We start from the raw sequence: 12,774 nt of genomic DNA on the forward strand, positions 1-12,774 counted from the left end.
CCGGGGGCGTTTTTTTATGCCTGCAGTCTGTGTGTTGTGATCGTTCCCACGCTCCGCGTGGGAACGCCGCGTGGGACGCTCCGCGTCCTGCTTTCAAGAGCGGACGCAGAGCGTCCACAGCTGCATTCCCACGCAGAGCGTGGGAACGATCAAAAACTTAGAACTTGTCGAGGGTCTTGAAGTTGGTCTCGCGCACCACTTCCTTGGGCTTGTACGCGCAATACCCTGGCCGCGGCCCGATTTTCGGGTGATTGCGGCAGGTATCCGGGCGCTTGTCATAAATAGTGCAAAAGCGCGTCTTACGATCCAGGTACAGGCAGTCGTTGTTGCTCATGCGCTGCAGGGTGAAAATTTCGGACTTGTTGTTGTAGCGCTCGACGATGCCTTCTTTCTGCAAACGCTTGGCGATGTTCTTCGGCGGATCGCCGCGCTCGAACTCATCGACGATGCCAATGCGGATCAGGTCCTTGATCTTCACCTCCACCGGCAGCGTGCAGCAGCTGGACACGCAGCCGCCGCACATATGGGCGGAGTATTTCTGCCAGGTCTCTAGACGGTCGAGTTCCGCGGCGGCGATCAGTTGAGGCTTCATCAAGGTTCCAAGGTGGGGCGTTATCCGGGCGCGCGATCATACCGGGATTGGTGGTTTTTTGAACAATATTTTGCAGGTTTCAGCTCAAAGGTTTGGCCAGGGCCTGATCGGGCACGACCCCTGCATCAAATTCAGCCACAGGCCAATGAGTTAAAAAACTGCCGAACCAGCACGTCTACCGTCTGTCAGACCGACTAGGCTCTAGCAACTCCTTCAATCTCGCCCGAGGTCGCACCGATGTCTCAGGAACCGCTTGCACGAGAAGCAGAGGTAGCCGCATTCCGCGATGCTGTCTTGACCAAACTCACCTACGCGGTGGGCAAGGACCCGGATCACGCCTTCGACCATGACTGGTTCGAAGCCATTGCCCTGGCCGCGCGCGACCAGATGGTCGACCACTGGATGGACCACACGCGGCGTATTTATCGCAAAGGCCAGAAGCGCGTTTATTACCTGTCCCTGGAATTTCTCATCGGCCGTCTGCTCTATGACAGCCTGAGCAACCTGGGTGTGCTGGAGATCGCGCGCGAAGCGCTGTCGGAGCTGGGCGTCGACCTGGAGCGCATCCGCCTGCTGGAGCCCGACGCGGCGCTCGGCAATGGTGGCCTGGGCCGTCTGGCGGCGTGCTTTATGGAAAGCATGTCGACCCTCGGCATTGCTGGCCACGGCTATGGCATCCGTTATGAACACGGCTTGTTCCGCCAAGCGATTGTCGACGGTTGGCAGCAGGAACAGACCGAGCGCTGGCTGGATTTCGGTAACCCTTGGGAATTCGAACGCGCCGAGGTGATTTACCCGATTGGCTTTGGCGGCAGTGTCGAAACCGTGGCGGACGCCTCCGGCAAGATGATCCAGGTATGGTCGCCCAACGAAACCGTGCGCGCCGTGGCCTATGACACGCCGGTCGTCGGTTGGCGCGGCGCCAGCGTCAACACCCTGCGCCTTTGGCGTGCGCGCGCCGTAGAAGACCTGCACCTGGAGCGCTTCAACGCCGGTGACCATTTGGGCGCTGTCGCCGAAGTGGCCCGTGCCGAAAGCATCTCCCGCGTGCTTTACCCGGCCGACAGCACCGAAGCAGGGCAGGAACTGCGCCTGCGCCAGGAATATTTCTTCGTTTCCGCGTCCCTGCAGGACTTGTTGCGTCGCCACAAAAACATGCACGGTTCGGTACTGAGCCTGGGCGAGCACGCCGCCATCCAACTCAACGACACCCACCCGTCCATCGCCGTGGCCGAGTTGATGCGCCAGCTGGTCGACCTGCATGACATTCCCTGGGAAGCCGCGTGGGATGTCACCGTCGAGACCCTTTCGTATACCAACCACACCCTGCTGCCCGAAGCGCTGGAAACCTGGCCGGTAGGTTTGATGGAGCGCATGCTGCCGCGGCACATGCAGATCATCTACCTGATCAACGCCCAGCACATTGACTCGCTGCGTGCCAAAGGCATCCACGACTTTGATGTTTTGCGCGCTGTGTCGCTGATCGAAGAAGACAACGGCCGCCGCGTGCGCATGGGCAACCTGGCGTTCCTGGGTTCCCATAGCGTCAACGGCGTGTCCGGTTTGCATACCCAGCTAATGCGCAGCACGGTGTTCTCCGAACTGCACAAGCTCTACCCCGAACGCATCAACAACAAAACCAACGGCATTACCTTCCGCCGCTGGCTGTACCAGGCCAACCCCAAGCTGACCGATATGCTAGTGGAAGCCTTGGGCCCGGGCATTCTCGATCAGCCCGAACAGCGCCTGATCGAGTTGGAACCCTTTGCCGAGAAACCGGCCTTTCGCAAAGCATTTGCTGAGCAGCGCCTGCACAGCAAGCGCGCCCTGGCGCAGATCATCCATGAGCGCCTGGGCATCGCGATCAACCCGGCGGCGATGTTCGACGTGCAGGTCAAGCGTATTCACGAATACAAGCGCCAACTGCTCAACCTGCTGCACACCGTAGCGCTGTACCAGGCGATCCGTGCCGAGCCGGGCATCGACTGGGTGCCTCGGGTCAAGATCTTTGCCGGCAAGGCGGCGGCCAGCTACCACCAAGCCAAGCTGATCATCAAGCTGACCAACGACATCGCCCGCACGGTCAACAACGACCCGACCGTGCGCGGTCTGCTCAAGGTGGTGTTCCTGCCCAACTACAACGTCAGCCTGGCGGAAAGCATCATTCCGGCAGCGGATTTGTCGGAGCAGATTTCCACCGCCGGCTTCGAAGCTTCCGGCACCAGCAACATGAAGTTCGGCCTCAACGGTGCGCTGACCATCGGCACCATGGACGGCGCCAATGTGGAGATGCACGAGCGTGTCGGCGCCGAGCACATGTTTATCTTTGGCCTCAGTGCCCAGCAGGTGGAAGCTCGCAAACACGCCGGCGAGTTCAGCGCCGGGCCGGACATCGCCGCGTCCCATCGTTTGAACGACGTGCTGCAAGCCATCCGTGGCGGGGTGTTCTCGCCGGATGACCCGGGGCGTTATGTGGGCCTGATCGATGGGCTGGTCGACTACGACCGCTTCCTGGTGTGTGCCGACTTTGACGCCTACTGGGACGCCCAGGCACGGGTCGAGGCGCATTGGCACGACTCCAAGGCCTGGTGGCGCTCGGCGGTGCTCAACACGGCGCGCATGGGCTGGTTCAGCTCTGACCGGACCATCAGGGAGTACGCCACCGAGATCTGGAAAGCCCTCGACTGACCCCTGATGCCACTGTAGGAGCGAGCTTGCTCGCGAAGAACCTCAACGATAACGCTTGCTTCCTGAATGAGCGCGGCGCGTATGAGTTTTTCGCGAGCAAGCTCGCTCCTACAGAGGTGTCGTTGCTCCGTTGCGTGAACTCTATTGGCGTTAAATCCTCTGATTAGAGGAAATCAGCCCCGACTCGCGCTAAACTGCGCGGGTTTTTAGCCCCCCATTCTCCGGAGCCGTCCATGTCCCGCGTTACCTTGAGTCGCTATTTGATCGAGCAGACCCGCAGCAACAACACGCCTGCCGATCTGCGCTTCCTTATCGAAGTGGTGGCGCGTGCTTGCAAGGAAATCAGCCACGCCGTTTCCAAAGGCGCACTGGGCGGTGTCCTGGGCAGCATGGGCACTGAAAACGTGCAGGGCGAAGTGCAGAAGAAACTGGACGTGCTGTCCAATGAAATCCTGCTCGAAGCCAACGAATGGGGCGGTCACCTGGCCGGCATGGCGTCCGAAGAAATGGACAATGCCTACCAGATCCCAGGCAAATACCCGAAGGGCGCATACCTCTTGGTATTCGACCCACTGGACGGTTCGTCCAACATCGATATCAACGCACCGGTCGGCACCATCTTCTCGGTATTGCGTTGCCCGAACGAATACCTGAGCCAGAACGAAGCCCTGAACGAAAAGGCCTTCCTGCAGCCAGGCACTGAGCAGGTTGCTGCCGGCTACGCGATCTACGGCCCACAGACCATGCTGGTGCTGACTCTGGGCGATGGCGTCAAAGGCTTCACGCTGGACCGTGAAATGGGCAGCTTCGTACTCACCCACGAAGACATTTCGATTCCTGCTTCTACCCAGGAATTTGCCATCAACATGTCCAATCAGCGCCACTGGGAAGAACCGGTGAAGCGCTACGTCAACGAGCTGATGGAAGGCGAAGAAGGCCCGTTGAAGAAGAACTTCAACATGCGCTGGGTGGCCGCGATGGTTGCCGACGTACACCGTATCCTGACCCGTGGTGGCTTGTTCATGTACCCACGCGACAGCCGCGAGCCGTCCAAGCCGGGCAAGCTGCGTCTGATGTACGAAGCCAACCCGATGTCGTTCCTGGTTGAGCAGGCAGGCGGTGCGTCCACCGACGGCCACCAGCGCATCCTCGACATCCAGCCAGAAGGCCTGCACCAGCGTGTGGCGGTATTCCTGGGTTCGAAGGAAGAAGTTGAGCGTGTAACGGCTTATCACAAGAAGTAAAATCTTGCGGTAACAAAAAAGCCCCGAAATGCGCTTAGCGCTTCGGGGCTTTTGTTTTTATTGAATAAGGTTTTTCAGCAGCAACGCCTGCAGGCTTTTCCGAGTGTCGGCGATGATGTGGACGTAAATGATCGGGTCTCGAATTTCGTAGATGATCCGATTCATGCCACAGACAACCTGTCGATATTGGCTGAGATTCAACTTCTCGATCTCTTGCGGTATCGAGCCAGCATAGGGTTGAGACTCAAGCAGCCGTATGGCCTGTTTCATCGCGTCGTAGGACTGCTGCCAAGTCGATGTCGAGAACTGCCGGATGAGGTATGACTTGATGTCTTTAAGGTCGCGTTTTGCCGAGTGAAGAATCACAACCTTGAATGTCATTGAGCGTCGTCCTTGTCCAGCTCGGCGAACACGTCCTCCATGTCTTGAAACTGCCCCAACTCAATCTGCCGGTTGCCCAAGGCCAATAGCTTTAACAAGGCCATGGTTTCTGCCTGTTCCTCAAAACTCTTCACATCCATCACCACCAGCTTCGCTTCGCCATTTTGGGTGATGACCAGGGGTTCGCGGCTTTCAGTGAGTGTTTTGACGATCTCGGCGGTATGACTTTTCAAGTAGCTGATCGGCTTTATCTGCGAAGAAAATTTCATAGTTTGGCCCTGGTTCGAGATGGGACTGATTTTAGTCTTAATTTGGTCTTTGGCAGACAGCAACTGATGAAAGGCCGTGATTTTCCATTCGAAAACACGGTTCCAGGGGGCAGTTCACATAAAAAATAAATAGCACCCTCCATCGGGAACCAGACACCCCTTTTCCCTTCTAAGCTTCTGGCAGATACCCCAGCTGCTTTGTCTCTCCAGGAGCTTTTCCATGTCTATACGCCGTCTCGCCCTGCTGGCTTTTTGCGTGCTCTTAGCCGCTTGCAGCAAGGTCACCCAAGAAAACTACCAAAAGCTCTCAGCCGGCATGGCCAAGGCCGAGGTGGAGTCGTTGCTGGGCAAGCCAACCGATTGTTCCGGCGCACTGGGCATGTCCAGCTGCACCTGGGGCGATAAAAACAGCTTTATCAGCGTGCAGTACGCCGGTGACAAAGTTCTGATGTTTTCCGGGCAAGGCCTGAAGTAAACCGGGGCGCGAGCCTGCGGGAGAAGAAGAATGATGCGTTTTGTTTTGTTCCTTTGCGCCAGCCTGTTTTTGGCGGGCTGTGCCAGCCATTCTGGCGATGATCTGCAACCCAAGACGGCGAGCAACGTCAACCTCAAGCGTTACCAGGGCACCTGGTATGAGTTGGCCCGGTTGCCGATGTACTTCCAGCGCAACTGTGCGCAATCCGAAGCCCGCTATACCTTGCTGCCTGATGGTGACATGTCGGTGTTCAACCGCTGCCTGACACCTGAATGGAAGTGGCAAGAGGCCAAAGGCACGGCGACGCCGCAGGTGCCAGGCAAGACCGACAAGCTGTGGGTGGAATTCAATAACTGGTTTACGTCACTGTTGCCGGGCGTTGCCAAGGGCGACTACTGGGTGCTGTATGTCAGCGATGACTACAAGACCGCCATCGTCGGCAGCCCGAGCCGTCGCTATATGTGGATCCTGTCGCGCACGCCAACGGTGAGTGCCGAAACCCGCGAAGACCTGCTGAGCAGGGCGCGACAGCAAGGGTACGACACCACGCGGCTGATCTGGCGTACATCGGACAAGCAGATGGCAAAGTCCTCTCAGTAATCCTGAGTACCCTCAATCCAATGTGGGAGCTGGCTTGCCTTCGATACAGGCACCTCGGTGCATCAGTTGCACCGGGTTGATGCTATCGCAGGCAAGCCAGCTCCCATAGTTGTTATGGATTGGCTGTTAGTTCAGCAAGTCCTTCAGGACCTGGGTGAATGCCCGGCGGCTGTCTTCTTCGCCAGCATGATGTCCATCTCGCACCACCCACTTGCCATTGACCAGTACATCGCGCACTTGCCGATCCCCACCGGCAAATAGCCAGCGGTTGAGAATCCCATCCTCACTGGCCGTCGCCAAGTACGGATCGCTACCGTCCAGCACAATCCAATCCGCACGCTTGCCCACTTGCAGTTGACCAATCGGCTGGCCCAGCGCTTGAGCACCACCGTCCAGCGCAGCATCGAACAGCGTGCGACCCACCATCGGTTGATCACTGCGGTACAGCCGATTACGCCGCTGATCACGCAGGCGCTGGCCGTATTCCAGCCAACGCAATTCTTCCACCACGCTCAGTGATACATGGCTGTCGGAGCCGATACCCATGCGCCCACCTTGGGCGAGGAAATCCACCGCCGGGAAAATCCCATCGCCCAGGTTGGCTTCGGTGGTCAGGCACAAACCGGCAATCGCTCGGCTGTTGGCCATGCGGGTGACTTCATCGGCATCGGCATGGGTGGCATGCACCAGGCACCAGCGCTCATCCACCTCGACATTGTCATACAGCCACTGCAACGGGCGCTTGCCGCTCCAGGCCAGGCAGTCGTCGACTTCCTTTTGCTGTTCAGCGATGTGGATATGCACCGGGCAGGCCTTGTCACTGGCGGCCAGCACGGTATGGATTTGTTCGGGGGTGACGGCGCGCAGGGAATGGAAGCACAGGCCCAGTTGCTGCGCCGGTTGTGCCGCCAGAATGGGCTGCAAGCGGGCTTGCAGGTCCAGGTAGTTTTCAGTGCTGTTGATAAACCGTCGCTGGCCTTCATTCGGCGCTTGGCCACCAAAGCCTGCGTGGGTGTAGAGCACCGGCAGCAAGGTCAGGCCGATCCCGCTGCTGGCGGCCGCCAGGCTGATCTGGCGGGACAGCTCCGTACGGTCGGCGTAGGGCTGGCCGCTGAGATCGTGATGCACATAATGAAACTCGGCCACCGAGGTGTAGCCGGCCTTGAGCATTTCGATATACAGCTGACGGGCGATGACCTGTAACTGCTCGGGGTTGATCTTGCCGACCATGCGGTACATCAAATCGCGCCAGGTCCAGAAACTGTCATTGGGGTTGCCGGCCACTTCGGCCAAGCCTGCCATGGCGCGCTGGAAGGCATGGGAGTGCAGGTTCGGCATGCCCGCCAACACCGGGCCCCTGAGCCGTTCGGCGCCTTCTGCACTGGCATTGGGCTCAACCTTTGTCAGCAGGCCATCGGCGCTGACTTCAAGACGTACATCGTTGGCCCATCCATTAGGCAGCAGTGCGCGTTCGGCAAAGAAAGCGGACATGATCAAGGCACCCCGGTCGTGTGTTTATTTGTATATACATATACAGACGTTTGCCTGCTCGGTAAACTCCGGCAATCTATGCATCTTTTTCCCCCGCAAGGATTCCCTGTGCCGACTCCGCCCGCCAACTCTTCGCTGGCTGCCCACATGGACGAAAGTCCGGCGCCCTTGTATGCCCGCGTCAAACAGATGATCAGCCAGCAGATCCTCAACGGCAACTGGCCGCCCCATTACCGCGTGCCGTCGGAAAGCGAGTTGGTCAGCCAGTTGGGCTTCAGCCGCATGACCATCAACCGTGCCCTGCGCGAGCTGACCGCCGAAGGTTTGCTGGTGCGCATGCAAGGCGTCGGTACGTTCGTGGCTGAGCCCAAAAGCCAGTCGGCCCTGTTTGAAGTGCACAACATCGCCGATGAAATCGCCTCCCGCGGGCATCGGCACACTTGCCAAGTGATCACCCTGGGCGAAGAGGCCGCCGGTTCCGAGCGCGCCGTTGCCTTGGAAATGCGTGAAGGCGGGCGCGTGTTCCACTCGTTGATCGTGCATTACGAGAACGACATTCCTGTGCAAATAGAAGACCGATTCGTCAACGCCCTGGTCGCGCCGCAATACCTGCAACAGGACTTCACCCAGCAAACCCCTTATGCCTATTTGAACCAGGTGGCGCCGTTGACTGAGGGCGAGCATGTGGTTGAGGCGATCCTCGCCGATGCCGCCGAGTGCAAGTTGTTGCAGATCGAGCCGAGCGAGCCGTGCCTGTTGATTCGCCGACGCACCTGGTCGGGTCGCCAGCCGGTGACTGCGGCGCGGTTGATCCACCCCGGTTCCCGTCACAGCCTCGAAGGACGTTTCAGCAAATGAGTACTGTGAAAGTCTGGCGCGCCGCCGACTACGTGCGCATGCCGTGGAAGAACGGCGGTGGTAGCACGGAAGAAATCGCCCGCGATGCGGGCACCGGCCTGGATGGATTTGGCTGGCGTTTGTCGATTGCCGACATTGCCGAATCGGGTGGGTTTTCCACCTTCGCCGGTTACCAGCGCGTGATCACCGTGATCAAAGGCGCCGGCATGGTGCTGACCGTGGACGGTGAGGAACAACGTGGGTTGTTACCGCTACAGCCGTTCGCGTTCAAGGGCGAAAGCCAGGTGTCATGCCGCTTGATCACGGGGCCGATTCGCGACTTCAACCTGATCTACTCGCCACAGCGTTACCATGCACGCTTGCAGTGGGTGGATGGCGTGCAGCAGTTTTTCAGCACCGCGCAGACGGTGCTGGTGTTCAGCGTGGCGGATGAAGTGAAGGTGCTGGGCGAGAAGCTCGGCCACCATGATTGCCTGCAGGTGGACGGTAACACGGGCCTGCTGGATATCGGCGTCACTGGCCGCTGCTGCATCATCGAACTGACCGCACGCGGTTAAAAACTGTGGGAGCAGGCAAGCCAGCTCCCACATTTGTTTTTTTGCATTGTTCACAAAATCTGTTTCCACTCCGCGCACCAATTTGTTACCGAACGCCCCAGCGTGACGCAAAGCCACGCTGTCGTGACAAATCCTCTTTGCTGTAAAACGCCTCCGTAAGAAATTTCATCAAGCCTCCAAGCCTTGATTATCAAGGCTTGCGCGCGCCTTGGAAAAAAATCTGCAAGGCTCATTTCAAAAGTTGGCCGCTCGATTGCATATGCTTGTACATACAAGTAAAGATGTGTGCGTAAGACCTCGCACCATCCATGTCCGCGCATCGATCGCCGAGGAGTCCTAGCTGTGACCAAGCCTACAAAATACCGTGACGTCGAAATCCGCGCCGCCCGCGGTAACAAGCTCACCGCCAAAAGCTGGCTGACCGAAGCGCCGCTGCGCATGCTGATGAACAACCTCGACCCGCAAGTGGCCGAGAACCCCAAGGAACTGGTGGTGTACGGCGGTATCGGCCGTGCGGCGCGCAACTGGGAGTGCTACGACCAGATCGTCGAGAGCCTCACTAACTTGAACGACGACGAAACCCTGCTGGTGCAATCCGGTAAGCCGGTCGGCGTGTTCAAGACCCACAGCAACGCCCCGCGCGTGCTGATTGCCAACTCCAACCTGGTGCCGCACTGGGCCAGTTGGGAGCATTTCAACGAACTGGATGCCAAGGGCCTGGCCATGTACGGCCAGATGACCGCCGGCAGCTGGATCTACATCGGCAGCCAAGGCATTGTCCAAGGCACCTACGAAACCTTCGTCGAAGCCGGCCGCCAGCACTACAACAGCGACCTGACCGGCCGTTGGGTACTCACCGCCGGCCTCGGCGGCATGGGCGGCGCGCAGCCTTTGGCCGCGACCCTGGCCGGCGCCTGCTCGCTGAACATCGAGTGCCAGCAAGTCAGCATCGACTTCCGCCTGAACAGCCGCTACGTCGACGAGCAGGCTACCGACCTCGACGACGCCCTGGCGCGCATCGCCAAATACACCAAGGAAGGCAAAGCCATCTCCATCGCGTTGCTGGGCAACGCCGCAGAGATCCTGCCAGAACTGGTCAAGCGTGGCGTGCGCCCGGACATGGTCACCGACCAGACCAGCGCCCACGACCCACTCAACGGTTACCTGCCGGCCGGCTGGACCTGGGACGAATACCGCGCTCGCGCCCAGACCGAGCCGGCCGCCGTGATCAAGGCCGCCAAGCAGTCGATGGCCGTACACGTCAAAGCCATGCTCGAATTCCAGAAGCAAGGCATCCCAACCTTCGACTACGGCAACAATATCCGCCAGATGGCTCAGGAAGAAGGCGTGGAAAACGCGTTCGACTTCCCAGGTTTCGTACCGGCCTACATCCGCCCACTGTTCTGCCGTGGCATCGGCCCGTTCCGTTGGGCGGCGCTGTCCGGCGACCCGCAAGACATCTACAAGACCGACGCCAAAGTCAAAGAACTGATCCCGGACGACGCCCACCTGCACAACTGGCTGGACATGGCTCGCGAGCGCATCAGCTTCCAGGGCCTGCCGGCACGTATCTGCTGGGTCGGCCTGGGCCAGCGTGCCAAGTTGGGCCTGGCGTTCAACGAAATGGTGCGCAGCGGCGCGCTGTCCGCGCCGGTCGTGATCGGCCGTGACCACCTGGACTCCGGCTCGGTCGCCAGCCCGAACCGCGAAACCGAAGCCATGCAGGACGGCTCCGACGCTGTGTCCGATTGGCCACTGCTCAACGCCTTGCTCAACACCGCGAGCGGCGCCACCTGGGTCTCGCTGCACCACGGTGGTGGCGTGGGCATGGGCTTCTCCCAGCACTCGGGGATGGTGATTGTCTGCGACGGTACTGACGAAGCGGCCGAGCGGATTGCCCGCGTGCTGCACAACGACCCGGCGACCGGGGTGATGCGCCATGCCGATGCCGGTTATCAGATTGCTATCGACTGCGCCAAGGAACAGGGCCTGAACCTGCCGATGATCAAGTAACGGCCGGCGCAGTACTTGTGGGAGCTGGCTTGCCTGCGATGCAGACGACGCGGTCTGGAAGTACGACCGAGGTGATGCTATCGCAGGCAAGCCAGCTCCCACAGAAGAGCAAGATGCGTACAAAACAATCCATCAGAGGTTGAACAACATGGCTGCAAACGACACCACCCCGTTGATCGAGAAACGTTCGATCGACTACATCCCGGAAGCGGAAAGACATGGTCGTCTATTCAGTCAATTCACCCTGTGGATGGGTGCCAACCTGCAGATCACTGCGATTGTCACCGGGGCGTTGGCCGTGGTGCTGGGTGGTGATGTGTTCTGGTCGTTGATCGGCCTGCTCATCGGTCAACTGATCGGCGGTGGCGTCATGGCGCTGCATGCGGCGCAAGGGCCCAAGCTTGGCCTGCCGCAGATGATTTCCAGTCGGGTGCAGTTCGGCGTTTACGGCGCGGCCATTCCGATTGTGCTGGTGTGTTTGATGTACCTGGGCTTCACCGCCACCGGTACCGTGCTGTCGGGCCAGGCGCTGGGCCAGTTGTTCGGGGTCAGCGACAGCGTCGGCATCCTGATTTTCGCCAGTGTCATCGTGCTGGTCACGGTGCTGGGTTACCGGGTGATCCACTTCATCGGCCGGGTTGCCAGCTTGATTGGCGTGGTTGCCTTTGTGTACCTGTTCAGCCGCTTGATGAGCCAGACCGACGTTGGCGCACTCCTGCAAATTCGCCACTTCAGCTGGAGCAGCTTCCTGCTGGCCGTGTCACTCGCGGCCTCCTGGCAGATCGCCTTCGGGCCGTACGTGGCGGACTACTCGCGTTACCTGCCGAGCCACACGTCATCGGTGAAGACCTTCCTCGCGGCTGGCGCAGGTTCGGTCATCGGTGCCCAAGTGGCGATGGTCCTCGGCGTGTTTGCCGCGGCCATGTCCAACGGGCAGTTTGCCGGCCACGAGGTGGCGTACATCGTTGGCTTGAGCGGCACGGGGGCTACCGCTGCGTTGCTGTACTTCAGCATCGCGTTCGGCAAGGTCACCATCTCGACGCTCAATTCCTACGGCAGCTTCATGTGCATCGCCACCATCATCAGCGGCTTTCGTGGGCGCTTGGAGGTTACGCGTCTGCAGCGTCTGGTGTTCGTGCTGATGATCGTCGGCACGGCCACGCTGATAGCGTTGCTTGGCCAGCATTCGTTCCTCGGTGCATTCAAGTCGTTCATCTTGTTCCTGCTGGCGTTCTTTACGCCCTGGAGTGCGATCAACCTGGTGGATTACTACTGCATCACCCGTGAGCGTTATGACGTGCCGGCGCTGGCCGACCCGAACGGTCGCTACGGCCGTTGGAACCTGCTGGGCATCAGCGTCTACGTATTCGGCGTGCTGGTGCAGTTGCCGTTCATCTCCACCAAGTTCTACACCGGCCCCCTGGTGGCCGCGCTGGGGGATGTGGATATCTCCTGGATCATCGGCCTGGTACTGCCGGCGGCCCTGTATTACGTGTGTGCGAAAAAATGGCACGGCACGGTACCCGATCACCTGATCCTGCCAAAAGAGCAGGGCGCTTCACCCACAACAAACGGGCTGGCTGCACAAGCCTGATGGGACGTGGAC

Annotated in this window: 12 protein-coding genes; 8 read left to right on the forward strand and 4 right to left on the reverse strand. The window is 59.5% G+C overall.

The window, feature by feature from the left end:
• Window positions 1-157: 157 nt before the first annotated feature.
• The gene (locus QK296_RS03885; protein WP_003187815.1) at window positions 158-592 is read right to left on the reverse strand and encodes a YkgJ family cysteine cluster protein; all 435 of its coding nucleotides are present in this window, start codon (window positions 590-592) and stop codon (window positions 158-160) included.
• 237 nt (window positions 593-829) lie between these two features.
• On the opposite strand from QK296_RS03885, the gene QK296_RS03890 reads away from it, so the two are divergent.
• The gene (locus QK296_RS03890; protein WP_003187817.1) at window positions 830-3,280 is read left to right on the forward strand and encodes a glycogen/starch/alpha-glucan phosphorylase; all 2,451 of its coding nucleotides are present in this window, start codon (window positions 830-832) and stop codon (window positions 3,278-3,280) included.
• A gap of 233 nt (window positions 3,281-3,513) precedes the next feature.
• Complete coding sequence (locus QK296_RS03895; protein ID WP_003187818.1) at window positions 3,514-4,524, forward strand: class 1 fructose-bisphosphatase; 1,011 nt, start codon at window positions 3,514-3,516, stop codon at window positions 4,522-4,524.
• Between the two features lie 57 nt (window positions 4,525-4,581).
• Here QK296_RS03895 and QK296_RS03900 read toward each other — a convergent pair whose 3' ends face one another.
• A complete protein-coding gene (locus tag QK296_RS03900) occupies window positions 4,582-4,905 on the reverse strand; it encodes a type II toxin-antitoxin system RelE/ParE family toxin (RefSeq protein WP_003187821.1) in 324 nt (107 codons plus the stop codon).
• Entirely contained in the window at window positions 4,902-5,174 is a 273-nt protein-coding gene (locus QK296_RS03905; protein WP_003171142.1) for a type II toxin-antitoxin system Phd/YefM family antitoxin, read from the reverse strand. Before QK296_RS03905 ends, QK296_RS03900 begins: the two co-directional genes overlap by 4 nt.
• Before the next feature lie 220 nt (window positions 5,175-5,394).
• On the opposite strand from QK296_RS03905, the gene QK296_RS03910 reads away from it, so the two are divergent.
• Together QK296_RS03910 and QK296_RS03915 are read left to right on the forward strand one after the other, a co-directional pair.
• A complete protein-coding gene (locus QK296_RS03910; RefSeq protein WP_003187823.1) occupies window positions 5,395-5,649 on the forward strand; it encodes a hypothetical protein in 255 nt (84 codons plus the stop codon).
• A gap of 30 nt (window positions 5,650-5,679) precedes the next feature.
• Window positions 5,680-6,249 carry a lipocalin family protein gene (locus tag QK296_RS03915; RefSeq protein WP_003187825.1) on the forward strand — a complete coding sequence of 190 codons (570 nt, stop codon included), beginning with the start codon at window positions 5,680-5,682 and terminating at the stop codon, window positions 6,247-6,249.
• 126 nt (window positions 6,250-6,375) lie between these two features.
• Here the strand turns inward: QK296_RS03915 and QK296_RS03920 are convergent, their stop codons facing one another.
• Window positions 6,376-7,740, reverse strand: a complete 1,365-nt coding sequence (locus tag QK296_RS03920; RefSeq protein WP_003187828.1) for a formimidoylglutamate deiminase — start codon at window positions 7,738-7,740, stop codon at window positions 6,376-6,378.
• A gap of 78 nt (window positions 7,741-7,818) precedes the next feature.
• On the opposite strand from QK296_RS03920, the gene hutC reads away from it, so the two are divergent.
• The 4 genes from hutC (at window position 7,819) to QK296_RS03940 (ending at window position 12,762) form a co-directional block, all read left to right on the forward strand.
• Entirely contained in the window at window positions 7,819-8,598 is a 780-nt protein-coding gene (hutC, locus tag QK296_RS03925; protein ID WP_153474487.1) for a histidine utilization repressor, read from the forward strand.
• Window positions 8,595-9,155: a HutD family protein gene (locus tag QK296_RS03930; protein WP_057709568.1), complete on the forward strand. Its 561-nt coding sequence runs from the start codon at window positions 8,595-8,597 to the stop codon at window positions 9,153-9,155. The genes hutC and QK296_RS03930 overlap by 4 nt, the downstream gene beginning before the upstream one ends.
• Window positions 9,156-9,497: 342 nt before the next feature.
• Window positions 9,498-11,168 carry a urocanate hydratase gene (gene hutU, locus QK296_RS03935; RefSeq protein ID WP_282390618.1) on the forward strand — a complete coding sequence of 557 codons (1,671 nt, stop codon included), beginning with the start codon at window positions 9,498-9,500 and terminating at the stop codon, window positions 11,166-11,168.
• Between the two features lie 148 nt (window positions 11,169-11,316).
• Window positions 11,317-12,762 carry a cytosine permease gene (locus tag QK296_RS03940; protein ID WP_014716534.1) on the forward strand — a complete coding sequence of 482 codons (1,446 nt, stop codon included), beginning with the start codon at window positions 11,317-11,319 and terminating at the stop codon, window positions 12,760-12,762.
• The last annotated feature ends 12 nt before the right edge of the window (window positions 12,763-12,774 follow it).

This window comes from Pseudomonas sp. AL10, assembly GCF_029960685.1.
GTDB classification, from domain to species: domain Bacteria; phylum Pseudomonadota; class Gammaproteobacteria; order Pseudomonadales; family Pseudomonadaceae; genus Aquipseudomonas; species Aquipseudomonas lactis.